This is a genomic window from Flavobacterium sp. 2, from assembly GCF_049949195.1.
Classification (GTDB): domain Bacteria; phylum Bacteroidota; class Bacteroidia; order Flavobacteriales; family Flavobacteriaceae; genus Flavobacterium.
The window spans coordinates 3,675,758-3,700,450 of the sequence record NZ_CP188206.1 but is presented as its reverse complement, the minus strand read 5'-3'; the positions used below and the strand labels follow the sequence as shown (position 1 = coordinate 3,700,450).

Here is a 24,693-nt window from a genome sequence, read left to right as displayed (position 1 = left end):
TTCAATTTTCAATTTTTGGTTTATTAAATAACAAACTCCACCAGCCTACTGTTCTCCCAAGCGCTTCTGTAAAAGCTTCTTTTTTACTGCTACTTGTCAATGAATTAGTAAATCTGATTACGGTTAACAAAATAGTTATAGCATTCCATTTTAAACGATCATTAAAATTTGGATCTGCATTTTTTACTCTCCATACATACCAACCATTTCTTACGACCATTTTTCCATATTTATACTGATTCGGACGCCCGGAAGAGGCATGATAATGACCTAATTTTGCTTCTGTATTTAAATATAAATCTCCAATTTTAGAAACTCTTATCGTAAAATCTGCATCTTCATATAAACCATATCCTTCAAAATAAGTTGAAAAGACCAATTTATCAAAAACTGATTTTCTAAAAGAAGAAACTCCTCCCATTAATTGCTCAACCTTGTATATTTTATTGCTTGGAGGTAAAAAACCGACACTTCTTCCGTGTGAAAAATTTGGAGAAAAACCGGGCGGGCAATCACTGTCTAAATTTAGTTTTTTTCGAAGAACAAAACGGCTTCCATCGATGCGTTTCCATCCATCAAAATAAAATTCATTAATTTTAGGAGTATAATTTTCAGATGTTTTTTCCCATTTCACTTCATTGAAAATATAACCTCCAACTCCAAGAGCTTCCGGAAACATGCTATAAGTTTCTATTATTTTCTCAAAATAATTTGGTTCTAAAACAGTATCATCATCTAAAAAACAAATAATATCGCTGTTTTCATTTACATTTTTAATACCAAAATTTCTTTGTTTTGTAAGGCCACGAGTGGCATCATCAACTAAAAAATATTTTAAGTTTTCGAATTGATTTTCTTCTAAAATAATTTTAGTTTCATTATTTGAAGATCCGTCAATAATTAAAATTTCATCTGGATAAAAACGCTGAATTTGTACCGATTGCAATAATTTCAACAATGGTTCAGGACGCATATAGGTGCAAATAATTAAGGAAAACGTCATCATTTGTTTTTTAATTTATCTGCCCAGTAAATACTTTTTTCCCATTCCCTTTGAAACTTAAAAAAGTATTTCACCGGATTTTTAACGGGTTGTTTTCGATAAGCTTTAAAGAACAAAATAGTCTTGTAACCTTTATGCTGCTCTTTTGTTTCATGCAATAATTTAAAAAGCGATATTGTTGGTGACGGTTTTGGTTTTACAGCATCTTTGTTCCAAATTAAATCTGGTTTTGTTCTGAAGCCTCCTATTGGTGCTTTTAGATGCAAAATTTCGGGGTTTGGAAAATATAGAACATCAAATCCGGCATTACGCAATTGCATTCCGAAATCATTATCTTCTCCATAACCAAACTCAAATCCCATTCTGAAAGAAACTTTTTCAAGTAACTTACTTTTTATGAAACTATTTCCTGAACCAAAGAAAGGAGCCTGATATACATGATTCATTGTTTTTACATCATTTGATGTTAAATAAGAGTTACTTGCAACTACAGTTCCGTATTTAACACAATTTGCAAGTGTATGTTCTATCAGATCTTTGCTAAACTCATTATCGTCATCATTTAAAAAAACCCATTCACTTTCAACTTCGGCCAAGGCCAAATTTCTCGCATTGCATGCGCCAGCCTGATGAGTAAAAATGTGTTTGATAAAGAAAGGCCATTCTCTATCAGCTAAATAATCCAGCTCAGAAGAGCTATCTGGATGTGGATTTTGTTCGACTATAATCACCTTTTTAGGCAAATGAGTCTGAATTGACAAGTCTTTCAAAACATTCAATAAATACTCTTTTCTGCCAATAGTTGGAATAATTACGTCGATTGTTCCAGTATCAAGTACTTTTCTACTTGACTGAACATCAATATTTTCAATCAAATTGGTTTTTATTTTTCTTTTACGATAAAAAAAGCTAAAAATAAATGGCAATAAAGCCACTTGTTTTTCATAAAACATCAAATTAAAAAATAGTAAAACAGTCCAGCGCGCTCTATAATGTTGTTTCACAAATCTGAACAACAAAAACTTATTTGCGCTTGTTTTTCCAGTTTGCAAATTGTTTTTTATCAGCGAAGGCTCAGAGTAACATAAAAGCCCTAATGGCTGATATAATTTGGCAATCGAATTTAAAAAATAATCAAAATTTGAATCCGGTTTAATGTTATCCGATATCTTACATAAAATTTCAGCTTGAATAACACCAACTGTGCCACTCATTTGCCATGTTGGGTAAGTTTCTTTTTTATTCACCTTAATAAATACAGCTCCATCAACATAACCAATTCCCTTACCGATAAAATCAGAAACATCAGGATTGTAGCTCAGCATTATTTTCTTATGATGAAGAGATTCATTTAAGCCTTCAAGATTCAACAGTTTTTCAAAATTTTGATCACACCAAACTATTTTTGACTCTGGATTTTTTAGGGCAACATCAATTAAAACCGATGCGATAGTACCTTTATCATTAAAAGGCAAAACGTCATTAGTCTCCGTAACAACTTTTACGGCCTTATTATAATTATGATATATTATTATCATAGTGAGGATAGTATCGTTTTATAAAATTCAATATTTCTTTTAGCCAAAACTCCTTTTTCAAAAAAAGTTTCAACTTTTTTTCTTGCCTCTTTTCCTGTTATTAAACATAAATTCTCATCCTTCAAAAACTCCGTTATTCTAGATGCATATAACGTATGATCTTTTGGATTAACTAAAAAGCCATTTTTCCCATCGTCAATCATTTCATTTGCCCAGCCAATATTTGATGCTACTATTGGTTTTTCCATTGCCATAGCTTCTAACCAGGAAACAGGAAAAGCTTCAGCAAAAGAGGGAAAAACACATATTTTTGATTGCTCAATTTTTTGCTTTATTTCCTCATAAGGTACGCCTCCAAGATATTCAACATTTTTTAACGCTTTCTCTGTAAAAAGTTCTTGCATGATTTTCCATGTTGAAGGATTTCCTGTTATAATATCGGAAACATCCTTGCCAATTAAGATTAATTTTGCGTCAGGATTTTGCTCTACAACGATATTAAAAATCAGTGGCAATTCTAAAAGTCCTTTTTTTCGAATAAGACTTCCAAAGTATAAAATATCCTGATTCGTAATTTTATGTAATTGCTCTTTTTTAAACAATTGCGAATCAATGAGATTTGGAATAATTTCAAATTTTTTGTTTAAACCAAAAATATGATTGGTTGTATCAGCCGTATACTGACTTACAGATAAAAATTTGTCTGCGTTTTGCAAAGCTCTTTTTTCATGAAATTTATTAATCCACTTTACAGGACGATTATCTAAGTGACAAAAATAAGTATCTGATCCATGCAGACGTATTATAATAGGACATTTATCAGGCTTTATGAAGGAAGTAATTCCAGTCCAATCTGCTGCTTCTATTAAGTCAATTTCATTTTTAGAATGCAATTCATTTATTAAGCGTTCGAGTTTTTTTCTGGTTAACCACCAAGACAGTCCTTTGAATTTGACATTTCCAATTTGCTGAACCAAGATTCCGTTATCATAAAAAATAGCATCTTTTTTTTGCCCGTAAACTAATACTCTAACGTGAACATTTTGCTCTAAAAGACCAATAGCCAGATTTTTAATACTAGTGCCAAGACCTCCTGAAGTGCCAGTTTCAGCGTGGGGATATTCTGGGGTTAAAAAAGCTATTTTCATATTTTATTTTTCGAAGAAATCCTTTAAAATTGTTGCAGTAAATTTCTTTGCACCTTCACCGTTCATATGTCCGCAAGAGTAAAAATATTTATCTTCTTTGACAACATTTTCATAATTATGAATTTCCGGATATATTTTTTTTACCTTTTCAAAATAATCTATTCCTTTTGTGTTTTCACACATAGGAGTCATTATTGCAATAAGATTTATATTATTTTTTTTGCACAATTCTTTTATATCCTCATAATAAATATTTCTGCACGGAACCGATTTAGAAAGATTAGCTTTCATTTTTTTTGCATTTCCAGACAAAGCGCGAAATCCTTCATTATCAATTTCATTTCCTCTTTTCCCAAGCACTGTCAAAAAAACTTCTCTAAAGCCGATTTTTGTTTCGTATTTCATGTATCTGTAAAAAGGCACATAGTATTCGAATTTGTATTCAGACAAGTTTTTAAATTGGTTTTGAATACTTTCTGAATCATACAAATAAGGCATAAACTTTAAAGAATTAGATTCTGAATATTTGTTTAATTCAGATCTTAAGTTTAAGTCTACCTCAACTATAACATTTTTTATACTATTTTTTTTTTCAAGAAGTAATTTTAGAATCAAGTCTGACTCAAAAAATCTTGATCCCTGCATTCCAAAATTAAATGTAGTTAAGCCTTTTTCTTCAAACATTTTTGAGATTAAATGATTTTCGGCTCTTGAAGATCCTAATATCACAACATCCATTTTTTTTGGAGGTGATGTATATAAGTAACTAACTTTTCGTCTATTATTTGGTTGCAAATAAACTGCTGTATATAAGAAGTCCAATGAAACTGCCACTAATAAAAATATCAGACAAATCTTGAATATAAAAAACAGGAAATCCTTCATACGATAATTCTAATATGCCTAGTTAAAAAAATCATTTATAATTCTGGCAGTGAAAATTTTAGCTCCTTGATCTGTCATATGTCCACAAGATGAAAAATATTTATTTTCAACTACAACATTTTCATAATTATGAATTTCCGGATATGCTTTTTTTACTTTTTCAAAATAATCCATTCCAACTACATTTTCACACATTGGTGTCATTACAGCAATAAAATTAATATTATTGGCCTTGCAGATATTTTTAATTTCTTCGTAATATTTGTTATGCTGAAGCGGATTCAAATTGACAATATTATTTTTCATATTACCATTTTTATGCTTTTGCAAAGGGTAATATCCTAAATTGTCCAAAGTATTAGTGGTTTCCTTTCTTACAATCTTATAAGTTTCGCGAAATCCAATTTTTGAATCATACTTTATATATCTGTAAAACGGAATATAATATAACTCATTGAAATTTTCCTGCGATTCAAATTGTTTTCTTATAACATCTGAATTGTGAATGTATGGCAAAAATTTAGCTGAAACTCCTTCCGATTCTTTGTCGTTAGAAAGATTTAAATCGGCTTCCAGAATTATGTTTTTAATTTCATATTTTCTTTCGATCATTAATTTCAACATTAAAGATGCCTCAAATAAATGCCCGCCGCTCATTCCGTAATTAAACGTTTTCAATCCTTTATCTTCAAACATTTGCGACACAAAATGATTATTTGCCCGAGATGAACCTAAAATTACAACATCATATTTTTGTGCATGAGAATTAAAAACCGTTTCTATTTTGCCTCTATTTTTAGATTGAAAAAAAATATATGTATAAAGTCCGTCTAAAGCAATAGCGACTAAAGCAGTAATTAAAAGGATTTTGACTGTATGTATTAAAAACTTTTTCATTAGAATTGAAAATAGATAAATTCTTTATAATCTGAAAAAGTCCCAAAAGCCATTATCGCAGCAATTGCAAAACTTAATTTTAACAAACTTCTTTTTCCAGAAAGCGGTTCTGTCTTTTCACGACAATTCCATTCAATTAAAACAAATAACAGAATCATTATTAGCAATTCGTAATTGTTTCGGTCATTCACTAAAAACTGAATTTTGAATTCTTTATTGACAAAAATTCGTTTCAAATACAAAACAGCATCTGTAATTGTTTTTGCTCTAAAAAACACCCAGGCAATACAAGTTAATGCAAACGTGTATAAAATACTGAGTAGTACTTTAACCGAATTAAAATTAAACTGGAGCTGAATTGCATTCATATTGTTTCGGTTACTATTTGACAAAAGTAACGGCAAAAAGTAAACAGCATTTATGAATCCCCAAATGACATAAGTCCAATTGGCTCCATGCCAAAATCCGCTGACTACAAAAATGATAAAAGTATTTCTAATTTTCATCCACGTCCCTCCTTTGCTTCCACCTAACGGAATATACAGGTAATCACGAAACCAGGATGAAAGTGAAATATGCCAACGACGCCAAAACTCGGCTATGTCTCTTGAAAAATAAGGATAATTAAAGTTTCGCAATAAATCTAAACCAAATAATTTTGAAACCCCTAATGCTATATCTGAATATCCTGAAAAATCGCCATAAATTTGAAATGCAAAATAAACGGCACCCAGAATTAGCGAAAAAGAATTCATCGAAGTATAATTATCGAAAATTGCATTTGCATAAGTAGCGCAAGTATCTGCTATAACAACTTTTTTTACGAGTCCCCAAACTATTTGACATACACCCTCTTTTGCAATTTGAAAATCAAATTCTCGTTTTACTTTTACCTGAGGCAATAAATGTGTCGCTCTTTCAATTGGACCGGCAACCAATAAGGGAAAATAACTAACGAAAAGAGAGTAATCTACAAAATTATATTCGGCCTTAATTCGCTTATAATAAATATCGATAACATACGAAAGTCCATGAAAAGTATAAAAAGAAATTCCAACCGGAAGAATAACTTTCAATAAAATAGGGCTTGCTTTAAATCCTGCTGCATTTAATAAATCTGAAAAAGAGGCAGCGAAAAAGTTATAGTATTTAAAAATTCCTAAAAATCCAAGATTGACAATAATACTAAGCCAAAACCAAAATTTACGACTCTTTTCAGATTTTCCTTTTTCAATTTGAATTCCTGTATAATAGTCCAGAAATGTTGAAAACACCAACAAAAACAAAAATCTCCAATCCCAGCAAGAGTAAAAATAATAACTAGCAACGATTAGCAAAGCATTTTGTGTGCTCTTGGTTTTATTGAAAACAAACCAATACAAGAAAAAAACGATTGGCAAAAAAATAGCAAACGCTAATGAGTTAAAAAACATGTATGGTATTTATGAAATTTTAAATTTATTTTATAAGGTCGAAATGATCTTCCACCATTTTCGGCAAAGAAAAGGAATTAGCTATTAATTCCCTTGTATTAACAGATATCTTTTTGTTGCCCAAATAAATATCTTGCAAGATGTGGGTTAAAGCCTTAATATCTTTAGCTTCAATAATAAAACCATTTTCTTGATTCGTTATTACTTCAGAATTACCGCCAACATTTGTTGTAACAACAGGAACATTTGCCGCCAGACTTTCTAAAATAGACAAACTAAAACATTCCATATGTGTTGGCTGCAACATGTAATCATACTGAAAAAAAATCTCGTTTAGATTTGGTTTATTTCCCTTAAATGAAAAACAATTTTGAAGTGAATATTGTTCGATTTTTTCTATTAATTGATTTTTATAAGGTCCGTCGCCATAAATATCAATTTTTAATTCATTCTTTATTTCCTTTGGAAGAAACGAAACTGCATCAATTAAATCCTGGATCCCTTTTGATTCTCGCAAATGAGATGCAATTAAAAAAAAAGGCTTCGAAAGATTTCTATTTTCTTTAATCAGAATTTTATCAATAACAACTCCATTATAAATTGTTTTTGTTTTAGATTTCAAACGAATGCCAAAATCTTTCAAAATCTCATTTACTGTATAATCAGAAACACCAACGAACAGATTTATATATTTTGAAAAAAGTAATCCTTTAATCTTTTTGTTAATTCTCTTTTTCAAAGAATAACCACCCAAAGGCCTCGGGTTATGATCGACAGCAATAATTTTGGCTTTTGTTGTCTTCTTTACTTTTTGAAAAAATGGCGTACATAATTCTACAAAATGTGTAACGACGTAGGAATAGTCCGGTTTATTCTTTTCAATAAATTTTAAAAAACTATTTTCTACATTTGATTCACCTGAACTGCAAATCGTCAATTCTGAATATTTTCCATGGTTGGAAATATTTGGAAAAAACCAATCAACGTGAATATTATTTTCTTTGCACTTTTTATCAAATTGCCAAAAAAAATAATCCATGCCTCCTATTCTTTCAGGAAGCAATTTGTAATTGCAGATAACAGCTATTTTTTTAGTCATTGAAAGATGCTAAAGTTGAAGCAATTCTTTTACTGGTTCCTTCCAGACTTTGTCCTATTTGCAGATTAATCATTGCTTTTCGTTCTTTTTCTCTCTCTTTCGGCATCTCTAATGCCTGATTGATTTGATCAATAAGTTCTTTTTTATTTTTAGCAATAGTAACTGCATTTCCATCTATGACTTTTTTATAATGAACATAATTTAAGAATCTTTGATCATTATAAAGCCCATTTTCTAAATTTCCAAAAACAGTATTTATAACCGGTTTATCAAAAAACATAAAATCTAAGCTCATAGTAGAACACATATTAATATTTAAATCAGAGTTTTCTAGCAACGCTCTTAAATCCATAATATCTTCTTGACTTGGAATTCTTTGAGACCAGCTTTCTTGATGATTTTCTCTTGTTAAAACCCATTTAGGAACATTCCAAAAAATTTCTGGAAATTCATCACGAATAGCTTTAAACCTTCTGTCATCTTCTGCTGGTGAGGTTCTAATTAAAAGTTGAACATCAGATTTAATTTCATTATTTCGAATAGCTTCTGCTATCGTTTTAATAACTAAGGGATCATTTGGCCCAATAGAAACATCAGCACAACTGTAGCAAATTATTTTTTTACTTTTATCTAAACCAAATTTATTTAAGAAATTCTCTTTTGAAGATTCATATTTATCTAAAACATATGGTTCAAATTGAGGAGTACCTACAATATTTACATTTTCACTTTTTACATTTGGATAAAAGTAAAGCAACTCATCTTTCATTAATTGACTCCAAACCAGAAAATAATCAAATGTTCCTAACATTCGACCTTTGGAAGCCAAGTTATCCCAACTGAAAATAAAAGTGCTTACAGGAATTTTTGATTTAATTGCTGCGTATAAAAAAGGAGCTAAATAAGGAGGTCGCTGATGCGTAAAAAAAACGTAAGACGGTTTGTCTTTTTGAAGTAAATCAATATATTCTTTTGTTATTTTATTTTTTGAAAAGGATAAAAACTGCATTTTTTCAGCAAACAAAATACTTTTATCTGAGTTTATATATCGCGTGAAAAAGTGCAATGCTTTTATCAATATAGAACGGATAGAATTACTTTTTGGGTAACCAGTAACAAGGTTATCCTTCATTCCGTAAAACTCTTTATGCAGTTGCAAATGAGCTAATTCTTTCCATTTTCTAAAAACCCATGTGGCTTTGCCTTCAACAAAAACAGGCAATTCCTTAATTTCAAGATCCACGCCATTAAAATTATTATAACAATTTTTGGGTAATCCTGAATAAATAATAATCTTGTCAAATTGTGAGGAAGCTTCTTTAATAAAATCACTCATTATAAAATTTCTGAATCCTACACCATCTGTGATTACAATGCCTAATTTTTTCATTTTTTTCTAATCATTTATTCTATAATCTTGGTAGCTTTCCTACAAAACATTCACTTCAAGAACATCCTGAATTGATAAGTTTACCAAATTTCATTACGCCGTTAATATATCCTTACTTTTTAAATCTACCAAAGCGAAGAATCATTTATTCTAAAAATTTTATTTAGAATATTTAGGCTAAAATCTATTAATATAATTTTATATGGACTATTTTCCATGGTAGCATTAAATATCCTTTGAACTGGTTTCCTTCAACGATTCGCGTAGCAATATTTTTTCCAGCAATATCTTTATGTTCATTATAATGCTTCATTATTGCATCCTGATCAAATTCATCATCATAAATAAATAATTCCCCTTTATCACCAATGATATTATTTAAATAATTTTTATCGTAAATATTAATATACATGAAAGAATCGGGTTCTCCGTTTTCGTCAAATTTATCTGACAAAGCTTTCTTTGTTATTAATACCTCATCGCCTACTAACATTCTAATAAAAACATCATTTTTTGTAACACGAATAAGTTCGTTGATTGCTTTTCCTATTTGAGGAATATGCGGAATCGTATTAGAACATATTGACACTTCATAACTTTTATCTTCAACATCTAAGTCTCTAACATCACCTAATTGAAATTCAAAATTTTTATTTTCTTTAAATATCTCAGTAGCATCAATTATATGTTGTTCTGTGATATCAACACCTAAATATTTAAAATCGTTTTTTAATTTTTTTTCAAGACTTAAAATAAAATGCCCAGTACCGCAGCCCGCATCAAGAATAGAATTATAACTTTTTGCTTTATTAAAAATTAGTTGTGAAATTTGCTTGGCAGCTTCCATTTCACTTTTGATTCCTTTCGCTCTATCCCTTAATTCAGCATGATAGTAACTTCTTTCCGTCCAATAATTCCACTTTCCCATTTTTCAAATTAAATTATAAACTGTTATTTAGATATATTTTTTGATTTATAAATTTTCAACTATTATTCTTAGAAACTTTTCGACAACAAATTCCTCTGTCATAGCCATCGACTCAAAAGTTGCACCTGCAATATGAGGTGTAATAATGATATTAAATCCTCTTTTGGCCAAAGCTATCAAGTCATTCTCTATGTCTTCGTGTTGGAACTCATCATGAATTACATCGGTTGCAATTCCTTTAATTGATCCTTCCTCCAGCTTTTTAGCTATTATTTTTTCATTCCAAACTCTTCCTCTGGATGTATTAATAAAGAAAACCTCTTTTTTTGTATAATTTATAAGCTTCTCATCAATAAAATTATCATTCTCTTTCGTGTAAGGAATATGTATTGAAATGATATCGGCCCAATTAAATAAAGCCTCTGGAGTTTCAAATCTTTCATACGAAGATTCGAAAGAAAGCGTATCATAAAACCCTATTTTCATACCAAAAGCCGAAGCAATATGTGCGACCTGCTTTCCTACTCTTCCCATTCCCAAAATAGCAATATTTTTGCCTCTTAGGTTGTTATTTTTAAAAGCATCCCTATTCCAGTTTCCACGTTTTACATCATCGAAAGCGAAAGGTACTTTTTTTATTAAAGAAAGAATTAGAGCCCAAGTATGCTCTGCTGTTGAAGGAATACTTTCTAAAAAATCTGTTTCTCCTTTTAAGGTTATGATTCTTCCTCCTTTTGAAGCAAAATAATCTTCATCAATATGGTCCGTACCAGTAGTAGCCGAAAGTATGTATTTTAAATTTGGTAACTGATCAATTACAGAATTGGTGATTTTAAACTTTAATCTGACAAAAAGTATTGAAGCATCAATGCATTCCGCTACAAGTTCCTGCTCGCTCTTACAATCAAGTAATTTGACAGTTCCAATTTCTGAAAGTTTTTTCAGCGCTAAGGAACTAAAATGCTCAGATTCAGTTACTGCTATTTTCATCTTTCCAATCGTCATAAAGTACTGTTGCAATTGCAAAATCTCTTTTGTTATCAATATTCACAAGCCAATTCGGGTCCATTATAAAAGGCTTTTTATATTGAGGCATTAAAGTTTTTTGCTCTAAAAAGGCATTTTGTCTCACTGCATAAAAACATCCATTTCTATAATAAACAGGTATTAAATCTTGCCTTCTTGAAGTTTCACCCGATTCAATATAAGGAACCAGATTATTATTTTGACCAAGTTTATACATACGAGCTGGATGAATGTCGTCCATAGGAACAACGCTTACAACACCTTCGAGCTCATTGTCTTTTTGAAACATCTCAATAATTTCATCCAATTGCTGCCCTGAACGAAGCGGGGCTGTTGGTTGTAATAGCACTAATAAATCATAATCTGTTTGTAAAACATCCAGCACATGCTGCACTACATTCACAACTGGGCTATCATCTTTTGCTAGATCATCTGGACGTACTATTACTTCTATGTTTTCCTTTTCAACAACCTTAATAATATCAATACTATCAGTGGTAACCACAATTTTTGAAATCATTTGTGATTCTTTAGCACAATCAACAGCATGCAATATAAGTGGCTTACCTCCTAAAGGTTTGATATTTTTTCCTGGCAGGCCTTTAGAACCACCGCGAGCTGGGATGATAGCAAGGATTTTCATTAATACATTATTGTTTTGTGAAATTTTAAAGGTACCTCTGTTAACAATTCAGCTATTTTTAAACCTGCTTTTCCATCTCCATAAATAGAAGAAGAAACTACTTTACCTTTAGTAACAGAAGCTACAATGGCACTTTCTATTTGTTCCTGCGAATAATCTACATCAATGCTATTTCCTCCTCTGTCTCTTCTGTTTTGACGAGAACCAATATTAATTACAGGAACCCCTAAAAAAGCACATTCGCGTATTCCAACACTTGAATTTCCTATTAAACAATCACTGTGCATCAACAATTGCAAGAAATCTTTTCCTTCCATATTTTTAAAAAAGTGCACATTTGGCAATTGATGCTGCTCTCTAAAAGCGCGAATTCCTGTTGAAGTTCCGTCTGCTCCGGCGTCGACATTTGGCCAAAACCAAAGTGTAGGCTTATTTAATTTATATATAGCTTCAAGAGTAGCTTCTATATGTTTTCGGGAATCCTGATATTCAGTAGTTACAGGATGTTGCATTACTACTAAATATCCATCTGACAAATCTGGTTTTGCTCCAACGCCTCCATATTTTTCAAAAGGATCGAATGAAAGTGTTTCAATATTTACAATTTCTTCTGCCAAATCTATTGAGGGACATCCTGTATTAAATACAGTTTCGGGATCTTCGCCTAACTTGATAACACGTTCTTTTGCATTTTCAGAAGCTACAAAATGATAATCTGCTAGTTTAGTGATTGCATGACGTACTTTTTCATCAATATTTCCGGTAACTTCTCCACCTTGAATATGAGCTAAAGGAATATTCATATAGGATGCTGCAATTGCAGTCGCCATAGTTTCAAATCGATCTGCAACGGTAACTACGATATCTGGTTTCAAATTATCAAAAACACTTGATAATTCTAAAATACCAATTCCGGTTGTTTTTGCGGCAGCTGCTAAATTTTCCCCTTCCAAAACATTAAACACTCTTGCTGCAATTTTAAAACCATCTTTTTCAATATAATTTACTGCAGAACCATATCGATCTAATAATGCCGATGCAGCAACAACTAATTGCAGTTCTAATTCTGGATGTTTGTCTATCGCTGTTAAAACCGTTTTAACACGGCTATATGATGGGCGCGCTGTAACTACTACAGCTATTTTTCTCTTTGAGTTCATGCTAAATCGTCTTCATTTAAAAAATCCCATTGTTTCATATCTGATTTCAGAGTCTTTCCTATAAGTTCTTTATAATTGCTGGCTAAAATACCAAATCCTTTTGGCTTTTTAGCTTCCAAATCTTCAAATCTTAAAATATGATTTTTAGGCAAATCTTTATTTATTGCCAGTGATTTTTCAAAAATTTGTTTTAATGGTTTTAAGGATTCAATATCATTTTTGTCTATTGGTGTGGCCAATGCCGTTGCAATATTTTGAACAGCCTGCACAAGTTCCTTCGCCTCTGCAATAGTTAATGAAGCTTTTGAATCTGGTCCAAAAAGTTCTCTGTCAAAAACAACATGAAATTCTAAAATAGAAGCGCCTAGCGCAGTTGCGGCAATGCAAGCCTCTTTTTTTGCTGAATGATCTGAAAATCCAACAGTAACATTATAACGGCTTTTTAATTCCGGAATAACATTTAAACCGTATTGTTCTGGCTGTGTTGGATAAGCCGTTGTACACTGCAAAATTGAAAAATCGACATTTCTTTCTTTTAAAAAACCAACCGTTTCGTCTAATTCAGTATAAGAACTCATTCCTGAAGATAGAATAACAGGCTTTCCTGTTTGTGCGATTTTTTCAAGAATCAAAAAATTATTTACTTCTCCTGAACCAATTTTATAATATTTCACTCCTACTTCTTCCAGCCAATCGACAGCTAGATTGCTAAAGGGCGAACATATAAAATCAAGACCCGCCTGATCACAATGTGCTTTAATTCCCTTCCATTGTTCTAAAGAAAAACCCATTCTTTTCCAATAATCAAATCGCGTTTTATCTTCTAATGAAAACTTTACTCGAAACGGCTCATGCTCGCTACTTTCGGCTTCTGCAATATGCATTTGAAATTTAACCGCATTGACTCCTGTTTTAGCAATAGCATCTATATAAGAATATAATATTCCTAAACTGCCTTCGTGCGCCTGGCCAATTTCAGCGATAATATAAGGAGATGTTTTTTTCGAAAGCATATTTAATTTTGTTCTTGAGTTGACAAAAATACTTTATTTTCTGGTTGCCAGTAGATTTTAGCTGCAGGAAGTTGATTGTATAAATCGTATTCACTTTGAGTCAATCTTTTGCTGTTTTTTACTATCTTGGGAAATGACCAAACTAGATCGAACAAGGCTAAATTAATAGCAATGAAGGCCTTTAAATCTCCTTTAAAAACTTTTGACTTAAGCTGCATCCAAATTGAATAAGCTAACTTTTTCGGAATCATTTTTACGGGATAAAACAAGAAATACAGATACCATCCTGCACGTAATGATTTTCTAGATCTGGACACATAATCTTTATGCTTTTTTCTACTTTTAATATCCACTCTATGGTGTGTCAAAATTGTTGGCAAATAATGAATTTCCCATTTGTTTAAAAATAAATGGTACGATGCAAAATCTTCCTCGCCATAGAAAACAAACCATTCAGGATAATTTGGAATTGAATTCCATGCCGACATTCTCCAAACACTTGCGCCAGCACCAAAACTTTTCATTCGATATGGTACATCATTAGTCTCTATAGAACTTGGTGGCAACTTATTCCAAAAAATCCTAAACCCAATAATAGCGCAGTTTGGGTTTAAATTGAAATATTCTTCGATTAATGAAGTGGGATTCTGAGTAATAAAATGAATATCGTCGTCAATATTTATTGCATATGGAGATTTAACTCTCGCCATAAGCTGATTCCTCGTACAATGAATTCCTTTGGAAATCTTATTTGAGAAAATTTCAATTTTTGGAAAATTTGTTGTTATATATTCAAAAGTGCCGTCTGTTGAACCATCATCACAAATTAAAAAATGAACATCTTTCTGCTCAAATAAAAAGCTTAGCTTTTCTAAAGTGACTTTTAAATCCTCTAATCGATTTTTTGTCGGAATAACAATCGTAAATTTATATTGCATTTTTTAAATACTCTTTAATACTTTTTTCAAATAGTCGGCAGATAAATATTCGATTAAATCCAATCTATTCAAATTAAGATTATCTGGGTTTTGCTTCCATAATTGATACAGATTTTCGATGATAGCAGCTATTTTCTCCACTTGATCAACTTCTGCCCAATAAGGATAATCATCTCCTAATAGTCGTCTTGTCTCACTATAATAAGGAGCCAGCGAAAGTATAATTTTATTTGCCTCTACACAATGCGGAAATTTTCCGGGAAGAAATGGGCTAATTTCTGATTTTGATTCTAAAATAACATTTACAGAAACATGTTGCTGAAGTTGATAAACCATATCAAATGAAACGCTTCCATTAGAAACATAAAGTTCCGGAATATCCGTTTTATATTTTTCAAGCATTTCCGTATGGTGAGAAGCTGATCCTAGCAACAGTAATCTTGACGCATCTTTTGCTTCTGGATTTTTATACAAAAACAATTTAAATCCCTCAATCAAACCTTCCGGAGAACGTTGTTTCATTAGGTTTCCTGCATGTAATACCTTAAATTTAGATGCATCAAAATAATTTGGAAAATCTTGAGTTGGAAAATCTTTCTCTGCACTTTGATGTGGAATTACAATCCCTGTTTTTAGGAAATTAGGAAAATAACTAGCCATCCATTCCTTTAACAACAAACTTGGAAAAATACTGTATTTTGCTTTTTCAGAAACCTCTAAGAAAAATTGCTCTTTTTGACGAAATCCAGGCTGAATCCAGTTGTAAGGTCTTGGATAAAAATGATATGGAAATGGGTCATGCACATAAGTCATCCATTTATCATGTATTTCAGGAATATCTAATAAGGCATAATGTGGTTTAAAACTTGCCCCTTTACTCAACGTCATAACGAAATCGTATGTATTATTTCCGATTTCTTTTTTTACCGCCTTTTTTATACTTTTTGCATCATTAAAAAAGGTAAAAGAAAATCCAAACCAGCTTTCAAGATAAGGGTTCAGGCTAATTTTTGTGACGCGGGTAAAAACACGTTCCATTCTGCTCAATACATACAGAATTGAAATTTTTCTTTCTTTAATTCTAACACAATCTACACCCTCTAAAAAAATATCCTTTGATGTATAATGAAGCACTTTTAAGTTAAATCCGGCTTCTACTAAATTATTAATCAAAGCCACACGGCCTTTCGTTCCGCTACTATCGTTAATATCAATTGATTCCGAAATCACCAATATTTTTTTAGCTTTAATACTCATTCAATTTCGAAATTATAAATTATTTTTTACAATAATATCAATTATCCTTTCTGCCGTCTTTCCGTCCCATAATTCTGGTATACTTCCTTTTTTCCAGTTTCCTGAAAATAATTTTTCTAAAACCGGCTTAATTGCTTCAGGATTAGTTCCTATTAATTCATTGGTACCAATAGTGACTGTTTCCGGTCTCTCGGTATTATCTCTTAGAGTAATACAAGGAACTCCCATAACTGTGGTTTCCTCTGTTATTCCTCCTGAATCAGTTATTACAGCTTTTGAATTCATAACCAAATAATTGAATTCTAAATAACTCATTGGAGGAACAACTATTAGCCTATCATCCTTAATATCTAACTCTTCGATAGCTTTGATTGTTCTTGGGTGAACTGGAAAAATAATTTTTGCATCTTCTGAGTTTGATAAGATATTGATAATATAATTTTTCAGCTTTTCCTTATTATTTACATTGGATGGCCTGTGAATTGTCAACAATAAAAAATTCTTTTTTTCAAGTAAATATTCATCCCAAAAAATTGGCTTTATGAATTTGTCTTTATTTTTTAACAATGTATCGATCATTACATTTCCAACTAAAAAAATATTATTTTCGTCAATGCCCTCTTTTTTCAAATTTTCAGAAGCCAAAACTGTTGTTGTAAAAAAATAATTTGATATGCTATCAGTTATTTTTCTGTTTATTTCTTCTGGCATTGAATTATCAAAAGATCTTATGCCTGCTTCGACGTGAGCTACAGGAATATTTGCCTTCCTCGCTGCTATTGCACATGCCATTGTAGAATTGACATCTCCTACTACAATACACAAATCCGTAGGTTCCTTCAATAATAATTCTTCGTAAGCCACTAATATTGCTGAAGTTTGTACTGCCTGAGAACCTCCGCCTGCACCAAAATTTATGTCTGGTCTAGGAATATTCAATTGTTTAAAAAAGCTTTCACTCATATTTTCATCATAGTGCTGTCCGGTATGAATCAAACGAAAATCTATCGATTTCCCTGAATCATGAGCTAATTGTAAAGCGCTTACCAAAGGGGCTATTTTGATGAAATTAGGTCTTGTACCTGCAATAATATCAACTTTCATATCATTATAATTATTTTTTTCTTTTTAAATTATCTTAATTAAATTTTTAGACTTTTATTACTACAAGATTATAACAAAAAAAGAAAGTGTGTTTTTTACTAATTGTTTTATGGGATTTATAGATACAATTTCTTAAACCTCAAGCTTGCTAATTCAAAATTTAAATAGCTTATTTAAAAACTTAAATACTATTTTTTTGAAGATATAACCATGAAATAGCGTTTTTTGATCTACTGGAGTTATTCTACTGAAATTGACTTTGTGTTGCTTATCATTTTCTAAAAACTGGTAGTTTAATGTAAAATCATCCAGTTTGTTACCAATATGATAAGCATGGGTTTTTATCGTAGAGAGTCTGTATAATCCTTTCTTTGATGCCAAAACATCTATAAAATTTTGTTCGTACCCATTTTTGAATTTAATTTCTGGAAAAGAAGTTTCTCCTTTAAAGATAAAACTCTTATAAGTTGCTACAAAATGAGATGCTCCTACCACAGCTTTGCTGTTTTTTCTTTTTACGATATATTGTTTTTCCTTCCAGCTACTTTTATTTTCTCTATTAATCAATGCAAAATTATTGACTCCTTGTACATAAAGATCAATATCATAGTCTGTTACTTCTTTTGTGTACTTGATACCACCGAAAAGATATAAATCAGAGAAAATATTTTCATTTAGATATAAAGCCAATCCTGGACATGGTAATGGAGAAACTACTCCTGCTTTAGGATTATTTTTAAAAACAGAGAAGACAGCATCTTCCCAATTATTTAAAAACAAAACATCGCAATCTGCAATAGTAACATAGGGCTCAAAAACGCTTCGAACTTCATCTATTACAGCGTAGACCTTTCCTCTGTTTTCATTATACAAAACATATTTATCTATCTGATTTGTTAGCAAATAACCTTTAATTAAATCATCAACTTCAACAGTACTGTTATTATTAATAAACGTAATACTGGTGGTTTCTAGATTAATTGTTTTTATTAAAGAATTTAAGCTTTTTTCTAAAACGGCTACACTTTCTTTGTAATAATCGTCCTGTACACTTGGAATATAACAAACAACCAGAACACGATGATACTTCTGAATGTTTCTCTCTTCTTTAAACTTTTCTGGATTAACTCCTTTACGCATTTGCTTATTAACAGATTAAAATCATTTTATTGTTGTAATTGTTTTTAAAATATAATATTACCTTCTTTTGGCAATCGTTTACAAATTTAAATTGAATGTTATTATAACTTGTAAAAAAAATAGTCAAAAACTTTTCTATTGCTATATTTTACTTATAAATTTTCCTGTAAATTTTCTACACCCAATAAAGCAACTTAGAACTGCTTTTAGCAGATACTTTCGATATCCTAAATTAATTTCATCTTTATCAATTACTTTCTTTAATTCCTGATAGATATTCGCATCAAAACAAATAAGCACATATCTTTTCAACATTTCCTTTAATAAAAAAGGGGTCCACAAATTATTTAAAACAATGGTATTGTAAAAATTAAGTTTTGATCTATATAAACTTACATTCTTTTGTAAATCACTATATCTATTACTAGTATTTGACTTATCATGTTTTCGATAGTAAAACAAAATATAATTAATTCCTTTAAATTTAATTTTATCTATTAAAAAAATTTTAAGGTATAAATCTCTCTCTTCTGAACATACAAGCTCTTCATCAAATCTGTATTTAAGAATGACATTGGATTTCCATAAAGGTCCTAAAGAATTTAGCTTTAAAAATCCTGAATAAAAATCCTTCAACAAATTATTCTTAATTTCTATATTACAGTCATAATCGTTCAGGCTAAAAACCAATTCCTCATTTCCATAATAATGTCGATATTTACAAGTAGTGAAAGAAAGTGAGTCATCGTTCAATAATGGCTCCATTTGTAATTCTAATTTTTGGGGGTGCATGATATCATCATCGTCAAAAAATTGTATAAATTCAGTATTTCGTGAAGATGCGAGGTCTAATCCCTGATTTCTTGTTCCCGAAAGTCCTTTTTTATACGCGTTTGTTTTTAAATAATAACTGAATCTATCATCTTTAGCGGTATATTCTGCTACAACGTCTTTGGTAGCATCAGTTGAATTATCGTCTACAATAATACATTCCCAATTAGTGTAAGTTTGCCTTATAATAGAATCTAGGGTTTCCTTTATTAAATGAGACCTGTTATAAGTAGCAAGAAGTATGGTTATTTTTGGAGAAATCATTTTAAAAAGGATTTAATCTTATTGAATAAACCTGTCGAGAATGGGTAATCAAATTTACGTGCAAATACTGCACTAGACTGTGTAAGTTTATCATAATCTGTTTCATCTAAAACAGCTGGATTATTCCCGTTTCTCGCTACCCAATCAATATGTCGTAAACTTTCATTTGCTACCTTATCAACAAAAGGTGAATTGACGATTACGGTTTGAAAATAAAATTCCTCTGAGCATAAAGTATGCTTGAATCTGTTTAAAACAAATTTATTTTTGTTTGAAAACGTTATGACATAATCCAAACAATCCCGACTTAAACTCCACCATGTAGATCCTCCATATAATTTGGGCATCTTTGACGAAGTTTTTCTTTTAAATCCTAATTTTTTTTGAATTCTGATTATGCGTTTGATTCTATAATTTTCATTAGGCTTTTTTGCATCTAATAAATCATAAAAATTATAATATTCAAATCTGTCCAGATATCCATTATTGGCTGCACCAATCCTTGGTATCGAAAAATAGTCTATATATTCCCTATCATTTTTTTTGAAAAACTCTTTGAAATACTCTATTTTTTTTATCGGAAAATCATGTCCGCTTATAAGATGAAAATACTTGTTTTCTTTATTTTTAAGTGCTTGTTCGCTCAAAAACAAAATACTTTTTAAATGATTAAATCCACCCCAATTGACTTTGTACTTTTGTTCTACAAGTTTTACGACATCGTAATTTCTTAGATTAAGCAACTCAGCATCTGAAATATTGCTTTTCTTATCTATATGAATATATAATTCAAAATCTTCGTCAAAAAAACGAATTATTTCCTCGAGATGATGGTAATTTTTATAGGCAGTAATTAAAATCGCTTGTTTCATATTTAATGCTTCTTATTTTTTAAAGAATGATTTCAGCACTCTATAAGGCTTAAGAATAGTTTTTCCTATTTTATAATCTATTGAATTCATTTTCTTTTTCTTATCAATCTCTTCCCTCTGAATTAGTTTGAGAAGATAATCTGTATACTGTTCGAAATTATCAATATATAAAGTTTTATTTTTATTAAAAACGTATGTTAAAAGTTCATACTTTCTTGAATTTGCAACAGTTGTTGTTGAGTTGTTTCTTTTTCTATATATGTAAAGTGGCTCGTGAATTACTTTTGCTTCACCGCCATTTTTTAGAAGCCGAATAAAAAATTCCCAATCCTCAAAACCATTACGCATTTGTTCATCATACCCTCCGCAACTATTCCAATCTGCTTTTTTGAACATTGATGTTCCTAAAGCATTATTACCAAAAATAAAATCAGCAATTTTACCTCCTTTTGGTGTGAAAATCCTTGAAGATCCATCCTCAAAAAGTAAATTAGCCTGACAAGTTACCAATTTAATATCTTGACTACTTTTAAAAAGCTCGATCGCTTTTTCGCAAAGACTTTTCTCAAAAAAATCATCGCTGTCTAACAATAAAATATAATTTCCTTTCGCAGCTTCAATCCCTACATTTCTTGCTTTGGATTGTCCTTGATTTTCCTGCGTAATTAATTTTGTAATCTTAGGTTCAAGCTGTTTTAAAACTTCTTTGGTCTTTGAATTAGAACCATCATCAATAACTATAATTTCTTTATTTAAAAAAGTCTGATTTATAGCCGAATCAACAGCTTGTTCAACATATTGCCAATCGTTATAACAAGGAATTATTATTGATATTAAATCAGTATTTTCCATTACTTAGTTTATTATATATGATTTGCCATTTTGAATCAATCATTTTTTGTGAATAATTTTTATTTGCAAAATGATTGGCTTGCTTACCCATTTCAATTAAAATACTTTTGTCATCAACCAATGTTTTAATCTTGGCTGACATGCAATCAATATCGTATTCATCACAAAGAAATCCCGAAATTCCATTCTCTAAAGTATATTTTACTCCTCCTGAGTCAAATACTATAGCTGGTAAACCACATGCCATTGCTTCAATTGTTACTAATCCTTGTGTTTCAGTGCTTTTTCCATTATGTAATGAAACTGATGAAAATACAAAGATGTCATTTTTCCAAAGTAATTCACGAATTTCATCTCGTGATTTAGATCCCACTAAGACTATCGAGTCTGTTAAATTATTATCACGAATATAATTTTCTAATTTTTCTCGTTCTGGTCCTTCACCAACAACTGTCAGTTTTACATCAAGTCCTTCATGTTTTAATTTCTTTATAACTTGAAAGGCATAAATATGTCCTTTAACAATATTTAATCTCCCTACAGTAATTAATCTCGAAATTTGATCATTTCGCTGTATTTTCTTTTGATAAAAAAAATCTGTGTCTACTCCTACTGGTACGATTTTAAGCATCTTTTCTGGGCAACCTAATTCTATAAGTATTTCTGCTAAGTATGGAGTATTAGCGACTATTAAATCTCCATATTTAAAGAGATTATCATAATAACCATTATTAGGTATAAAACCATTTATTGGAAAAAACGCATCATGTCCATGAAAACTAACAATTAATGACGGTTTAAAACCAACTTTTTTTAATAAAGATAAACCCCCTGAATTGGTTCCATATTGAACATGAAAAATAGCCGCATCATTAAATTGATTATAAAAAACCCATTGATATAACCAAGTCAGGCTAAATTTTGAGTGCGCTTTATAATATTTAAATATCTGATTTGCATTTTGAAAATTAATTAATAACAAACCCGCCCATTTGAGTATACGGATTATTCTATTTTTCGGAATTTTAAAATCTTCTAAAATTATTTTATCCTTAATTTCATATTTAGAGATTAAATCCTGCTGTTTACTACTTTCAAAATCTAACAATTTGCCAATTATCACTTTCACATCAAATCCACTTTTTATGGCTGTTATAATTTGCGCCAATATGAAAGTTTCAGACAAATGAGGAAACTGTCCGAGTTTAAAAATTATTTTTTTATTCTCCATTTTAAATTACGCATTTTAGCAACAATACGAACTTTGACTAAATTAGAAAGCTTCATTATTTTTCCATCCCGCTTACCTTTTTTATTTAAAGTTTTCCCAAAGAAGAATACATATTCTTGAAGTAATTTTTTATCAGTTATATTCTTTACCAAATATTGTTTCCCATTTTCGACATATTTGATCGATTTGTTTTGTTTTGTATATAACTTTATATAAGTGTCTATAAGAATCCAGCTTAGAATTGAATCTTTGCATTTTTCAAAATTAGAGAAAGCACTAACATTATTATTATTTAAAGGATCATATCTATAAAAAACCATACCTTCTTGGGCATGAACAATCTTAGTTGCATTTAATAAAATTCTTGTAAAAAATTCACCATCTTGATTTATTGACAACGATTCATTCCAAAGACCACTTTTTATGACCAATTCTCTTTTTACCAAATAAACATGTTGGGGCAAAAAACTATTATTTATTCCAAAATCATAAAGTAAATCAAAACCACTCTCATAATTTTTATTAATCTCTTTTATTTGGGGTTTAACATCTTCTATTGAATCTTTAAAATAATTCCATTTTGAGGTTGCCAAAGCATATTTATTCTCTAAAATAGTATTCAAAGTATTTACCTGGGAAAACAAAAGATCTGCTGACAATAAATCATCAGAATCGAGCCATTTAATGAATGTTCCTTTACTGAATCCGAATCCTAAATTTCGACAAACATTTCCTCCTTTAAGACTTTCTTTAGGTCTTTTATGATATTGAAAACGGGAATCTTGCCTACAATACTCTTCTAATAGTTTATCTGTAGCATCTGTTGAACCATCATCCACAACAATACATTCCCAATTCGCATAAGTTTGATTTAAGACACTATCAAGTGTTTCTCTCAAAAGGTTTGCTCTATTATATGTCGGAATAATAATTGAAACTAAATTTTTATTCATCACTACTGTTATCAGTTAAGTATTTATTTGCTTCTCATTATAAATACATTTTTTTTATATCACAATGAAACGGAAACAATTTGTTATAATATTTAAGAAAAATCTAATCTATCTCAATTTTAGTGATTGATAAAAACATCTAAAATATTTTTATTTTAATCGATTGTTTATTTTTTTCAAAAGGTACCTTTTTCCTCGAAATGGCAATTTACTCACAAACCTGATTTTTTTTCTCAAGTATTGCAAAACATTATTTTTATCAATTTTTAAATTGGTGTAAAAAGTATCTAAAACATCGGTTTCAAATGTTGGTGGCAAAACAAATTTAATTTTGTCATAGTAATAGGCCTTTTTCAAGCCCACACGTCTATGATTTACATAATTTTCCTGATGAGACAACTCCATCCAAAGTCGTTTTTTTGTGTATGAAATAATACTCTTTTCGGTTTTCCAACCGTAATGCATTTTGGCAAATATGGTCTCAAAAGATTTTGTGGCCTCGATTACACTTATAAAAGCATTAAATGGATGTGTATACAATCTAATTTCTGGCTTAGCGACATCAATAGAAACTTGATAACCATTTGTTAAATCAATTACTGTAAGATTAGTTGGCTGATATAAAGATTGTATAGTATCTACAAAATCTTGATGGACAATATCGTCATTATCAATTCTTGTAGTAATAATAAATGAATCTGTATCGTTTAGATTTTCTCGTATATAGTTTTTGAATGAAACGTTTAAATCACGCATACCATCAATAAATAATGGAACTACATTTGAAGTAGACGCAGTGAGAGCAAAAATTTTTTCTTTAAAATTTTGTGGTGTATCGATATCAAAAAAAATACACCATGTAAAATTCTGATTTGATTGATTTATCACTGAGGGAAAGCAATAATTTTCAAACAAATTAAATCTATGTTCCAACCATTCATCAGTCAAAACTAAATTACCTGATTTGTTTTCCTTCCAATCAGCATTTTTCAAATTAAATCTAGTTGCAATAAAATGCTTCATTTTTTTATCAGTTTAACATTACGAGACAAAGCTTAGTTTATCAAGAATGACTTTCGGTGTCGTTT

The 24,693-nt window shown here is 30.3% G+C and carries 23 protein-coding genes; all 23 read right to left on the bottom strand.

Features of this window, described 5'->3' with window-relative positions:
• Position 1: 1 nt before the first annotated feature.
• Complete coding sequence (locus ACNFIH_RS16030; protein ID WP_426486730.1) at positions 2 to 1,003, bottom strand: glycosyltransferase family 2 protein; 1,002 nt, start codon at positions 1,001 to 1,003, stop codon at positions 2 to 4.
• Entirely contained in the window at positions 1,003 to 2,541 is a 1,539-nt protein-coding gene (locus tag ACNFIH_RS16025) for a glycosyltransferase family 2 protein (RefSeq protein ID WP_426483887.1), read from the bottom strand. The genes ACNFIH_RS16030 and ACNFIH_RS16025 overlap by 1 nt, the downstream gene beginning before the upstream one ends.
• Positions 2,538 to 3,689, bottom strand: coding sequence for a glycosyltransferase family 4 protein (locus ACNFIH_RS16020; RefSeq protein ID WP_426483886.1), 1,152 nt, complete (start codon positions 3,687 to 3,689; stop codon positions 2,538 to 2,540). Before ACNFIH_RS16020 ends, ACNFIH_RS16025 begins: the two co-directional genes overlap by 4 nt.
• 3 nt (positions 3,690 to 3,692) lie before the next feature.
• Positions 3,693 to 4,427, bottom strand: a complete 735-nt coding sequence (locus ACNFIH_RS16015; protein WP_426483885.1) for a hypothetical protein — start codon at positions 4,425 to 4,427, stop codon at positions 3,693 to 3,695.
• A 165-nt stretch (positions 4,428 to 4,592) separates the two neighbouring features.
• Positions 4,593 to 5,471: a hypothetical protein gene (locus ACNFIH_RS16010; protein ID WP_426483884.1), complete on the bottom strand. Its 879-nt coding sequence runs from the start codon at positions 5,469 to 5,471 to the stop codon at positions 4,593 to 4,595.
• Positions 5,471 to 6,904 carry an MBOAT family O-acyltransferase gene (locus ACNFIH_RS16005; protein WP_426483883.1) on the bottom strand — a complete coding sequence of 478 codons (1,434 nt, stop codon included), beginning with the start codon at positions 6,902 to 6,904 and terminating at the stop codon, positions 5,471 to 5,473. Before ACNFIH_RS16005 ends, ACNFIH_RS16010 begins: the two co-directional genes overlap by 1 nt.
• Before the next feature lie 25 nt (positions 6,905 to 6,929).
• Positions 6,930 to 8,003, bottom strand: coding sequence for a glycosyltransferase family 4 protein (locus tag ACNFIH_RS16000; protein ID WP_426483882.1), 1,074 nt, complete (start codon positions 8,001 to 8,003; stop codon positions 6,930 to 6,932).
• On the bottom strand, positions 7,996 to 9,393 hold the full coding sequence (locus ACNFIH_RS15995) for a CDP-glycerol glycerophosphotransferase family protein (protein WP_426483881.1): 1,398 nt from the start codon (positions 9,391 to 9,393) through the stop codon (positions 7,996 to 7,998). The genes ACNFIH_RS16000 and ACNFIH_RS15995 overlap by 8 nt, the downstream gene beginning before the upstream one ends.
• Positions 9,394 to 9,580: 187 nt before the next feature.
• The gene (locus ACNFIH_RS15990) at positions 9,581 to 10,321 is read right to left on the bottom strand and encodes a class I SAM-dependent methyltransferase (protein WP_426483880.1); all 741 of its coding nucleotides are present in this window, start codon (positions 10,319 to 10,321) and stop codon (positions 9,581 to 9,583) included.
• Positions 10,322 to 10,366: 45 nt separating this feature from the next.
• A complete protein-coding gene (locus ACNFIH_RS15985; RefSeq protein WP_426483879.1) occupies positions 10,367 to 11,311 on the bottom strand; it encodes an NAD(P)-dependent oxidoreductase in 945 nt (314 codons plus the stop codon).
• Positions 11,292 to 11,990, bottom strand: a complete 699-nt coding sequence (locus tag ACNFIH_RS15980) for a cytidylyltransferase domain-containing protein (RefSeq protein ID WP_426483878.1) — start codon at positions 11,988 to 11,990, stop codon at positions 11,292 to 11,294. Before ACNFIH_RS15980 ends, ACNFIH_RS15985 begins: the two co-directional genes overlap by 20 nt.
• Positions 11,990 to 13,150: a UDP-N-acetylglucosamine 2-epimerase gene (neuC, locus tag ACNFIH_RS15975; RefSeq protein ID WP_426483877.1), complete on the bottom strand. Its 1,161-nt coding sequence runs from the start codon at positions 13,148 to 13,150 to the stop codon at positions 11,990 to 11,992. Before neuC ends, ACNFIH_RS15980 begins: the two co-directional genes overlap by 1 nt.
• Entirely contained in the window at positions 13,147 to 14,163 is a 1,017-nt protein-coding gene (locus ACNFIH_RS15970) for an N-acetylneuraminate synthase family protein (protein ID WP_426483876.1), read from the bottom strand. Before ACNFIH_RS15970 ends, neuC begins: the two co-directional genes overlap by 4 nt.
• Positions 14,164 to 14,165: 2 nt before the next feature.
• The gene (locus ACNFIH_RS15965) at positions 14,166 to 15,101 is read right to left on the bottom strand and encodes a glycosyltransferase family 2 protein (RefSeq protein WP_426483875.1); all 936 of its coding nucleotides are present in this window, start codon (positions 15,099 to 15,101) and stop codon (positions 14,166 to 14,168) included.
• A gap of 3 nt (positions 15,102 to 15,104) precedes the next feature.
• Positions 15,105 to 16,358 (bottom strand): UDP-glycosyltransferase, encoded by a 1,254-nt coding sequence (locus ACNFIH_RS15960; protein ID WP_426483874.1) that lies wholly within the window; start codon positions 16,356 to 16,358, stop codon positions 15,105 to 15,107.
• A 12-nt stretch (positions 16,359 to 16,370) separates the two neighbouring features.
• The gene (wecB, locus tag ACNFIH_RS15955) at positions 16,371 to 17,462 is read right to left on the bottom strand and encodes a non-hydrolyzing UDP-N-acetylglucosamine 2-epimerase (RefSeq protein ID WP_426483873.1); all 1,092 of its coding nucleotides are present in this window, start codon (positions 17,460 to 17,462) and stop codon (positions 16,371 to 16,373) included.
• Positions 17,463 to 17,615: 153 nt separating this feature from the next.
• A complete protein-coding gene (locus tag ACNFIH_RS15950; protein ID WP_426483872.1) occupies positions 17,616 to 18,602 on the bottom strand; it encodes a glycosyltransferase family A protein in 987 nt (328 codons plus the stop codon).
• A 141-nt stretch (positions 18,603 to 18,743) separates the two neighbouring features.
• Positions 18,744 to 19,697 carry a glycosyltransferase family 2 protein gene (locus ACNFIH_RS15945; RefSeq protein WP_426483871.1) on the bottom strand — a complete coding sequence of 318 codons (954 nt, stop codon included), beginning with the start codon at positions 19,695 to 19,697 and terminating at the stop codon, positions 18,744 to 18,746.
• Positions 19,694 to 20,569 (bottom strand): beta-1,6-N-acetylglucosaminyltransferase, encoded by an 876-nt coding sequence (locus ACNFIH_RS15940; protein ID WP_426483870.1) that lies wholly within the window; start codon positions 20,567 to 20,569, stop codon positions 19,694 to 19,696. The genes ACNFIH_RS15945 and ACNFIH_RS15940 overlap by 4 nt, the downstream gene beginning before the upstream one ends.
• A gap of 12 nt (positions 20,570 to 20,581) precedes the next feature.
• Positions 20,582 to 21,421 carry a glycosyltransferase family 2 protein gene (locus ACNFIH_RS15935; RefSeq protein ID WP_426483869.1) on the bottom strand — a complete coding sequence of 280 codons (840 nt, stop codon included), beginning with the start codon at positions 21,419 to 21,421 and terminating at the stop codon, positions 20,582 to 20,584.
• Positions 21,408 to 22,652, bottom strand: a complete 1,245-nt coding sequence (locus tag ACNFIH_RS15930; RefSeq protein WP_426483868.1) for a glycosyltransferase — start codon at positions 22,650 to 22,652, stop codon at positions 21,408 to 21,410. Before ACNFIH_RS15930 ends, ACNFIH_RS15935 begins: the two co-directional genes overlap by 14 nt.
• A complete protein-coding gene (locus ACNFIH_RS15925; protein ID WP_426483867.1) occupies positions 22,634 to 23,605 on the bottom strand; it encodes a glycosyltransferase family 2 protein in 972 nt (323 codons plus the stop codon). Before ACNFIH_RS15925 ends, ACNFIH_RS15930 begins: the two co-directional genes overlap by 19 nt.
• Before the next feature lie 150 nt (positions 23,606 to 23,755).
• Positions 23,756 to 24,628 (bottom strand): glycosyltransferase, encoded by an 873-nt coding sequence (locus ACNFIH_RS15920; protein WP_426483866.1) that lies wholly within the window; start codon positions 24,626 to 24,628, stop codon positions 23,756 to 23,758.
• Between the last annotated feature and the right edge of the window lie 65 nt (positions 24,629 to 24,693).

Coding starts and splice junctions, on each gene's coding strand:
- ACNFIH_RS16030 (WP_426486730.1), bottom strand. CDS start 1,003: ATGACGTTTTCCTTAATTATTTGCACCTATATGCGTCCTGAACCATTG.
- ACNFIH_RS16025 (WP_426483887.1), bottom strand. CDS start 2,541: ATGATAATAATATATCATAATTATAATAAGGCCGTAAAAGTTGTTACG.
- ACNFIH_RS16020 (WP_426483886.1), bottom strand. CDS start 3,689: ATGAAAATAGCTTTTTTAACCCCAGAATATCCCCACGCTGAAACTGGC.
- ACNFIH_RS16015 (WP_426483885.1), bottom strand. CDS start 4,427: ATGGATGTTGTGATATTAGGATCTTCAAGAGCCGAAAATCATTTAATC.
- ACNFIH_RS16010 (WP_426483884.1), bottom strand. CDS start 5,471: ATGAAAAAGTTTTTAATACATACAGTCAAAATCCTTTTAATTACTGCT.
- ACNFIH_RS16005 (WP_426483883.1), bottom strand. CDS start 6,904: ATGTTTTTTAACTCATTAGCGTTTGCTATTTTTTTGCCAATCGTTTTT.
- ACNFIH_RS16000 (WP_426483882.1), bottom strand. CDS start 8,003: ATGACTAAAAAAATAGCTGTTATCTGCAATTACAAATTGCTTCCTGAA.
- ACNFIH_RS15995 (WP_426483881.1), bottom strand. CDS start 9,393: ATGAAAAAATTAGGCATTGTAATCACAGATGGTGTAGGATTCAGAAAT.
- ACNFIH_RS15990 (WP_426483880.1), bottom strand. CDS start 10,321: ATGGGAAAGTGGAATTATTGGACGGAAAGAAGTTACTATCATGCTGAA.
- ACNFIH_RS15985 (WP_426483879.1), bottom strand. CDS start 11,311: ATGAAAATAGCAGTAACTGAATCTGAGCATTTTAGTTCCTTAGCGCTG.
- ACNFIH_RS15980 (WP_426483878.1), bottom strand. CDS start 11,990: ATGAAAATCCTTGCTATCATCCCAGCTCGCGGTGGTTCTAAAGGCCTG.
- neuC (WP_426483877.1), bottom strand. CDS start 13,150: ATGAACTCAAAGAGAAAAATAGCTGTAGTAGTTACAGCGCGCCCATCA.
- ACNFIH_RS15970 (WP_426483876.1), bottom strand. CDS start 14,163: ATGCTTTCGAAAAAAACATCTCCTTATATTATCGCTGAAATTGGCCAG.
- ACNFIH_RS15965 (WP_426483875.1), bottom strand. CDS start 15,101: ATGCAATATAAATTTACGATTGTTATTCCGACAAAAAATCGATTAGAG.
- ACNFIH_RS15960 (WP_426483874.1), bottom strand. CDS start 16,358: ATGAGTATTAAAGCTAAAAAAATATTGGTGATTTCGGAATCAATTGAT.
- wecB (WP_426483873.1), bottom strand. CDS start 17,462: ATGAAAGTTGATATTATTGCAGGTACAAGACCTAATTTCATCAAAATA.
- ACNFIH_RS15950 (WP_426483872.1), bottom strand. CDS start 18,602: ATGCGTAAAGGAGTTAATCCAGAAAAGTTTAAAGAAGAGAGAAACATT.
- ACNFIH_RS15945 (WP_426483871.1), bottom strand. CDS start 19,697: ATGATTTCTCCAAAAATAACCATACTTCTTGCTACTTATAACAGGTCT.
- ACNFIH_RS15940 (WP_426483870.1), bottom strand. CDS start 20,569: ATGAAACAAGCGATTTTAATTACTGCCTATAAAAATTACCATCATCTC.
- ACNFIH_RS15935 (WP_426483869.1), bottom strand. CDS start 21,421: ATGGAAAATACTGATTTAATATCAATAATAATTCCTTGTTATAACGAT.
- ACNFIH_RS15930 (WP_426483868.1), bottom strand. CDS start 22,652: ATGGAGAATAAAAAAATAATTTTTAAACTCGGACAGTTTCCTCATTTG.
- ACNFIH_RS15925 (WP_426483867.1), bottom strand. CDS start 23,605: ATGAATAAAAATTTAGTTTCAATTATTATTCCGACATATAATAGAGCA.
- ACNFIH_RS15920 (WP_426483866.1), bottom strand. CDS start 24,628: ATGAAGCATTTTATTGCAACTAGATTTAATTTGAAAAATGCTGATTGG.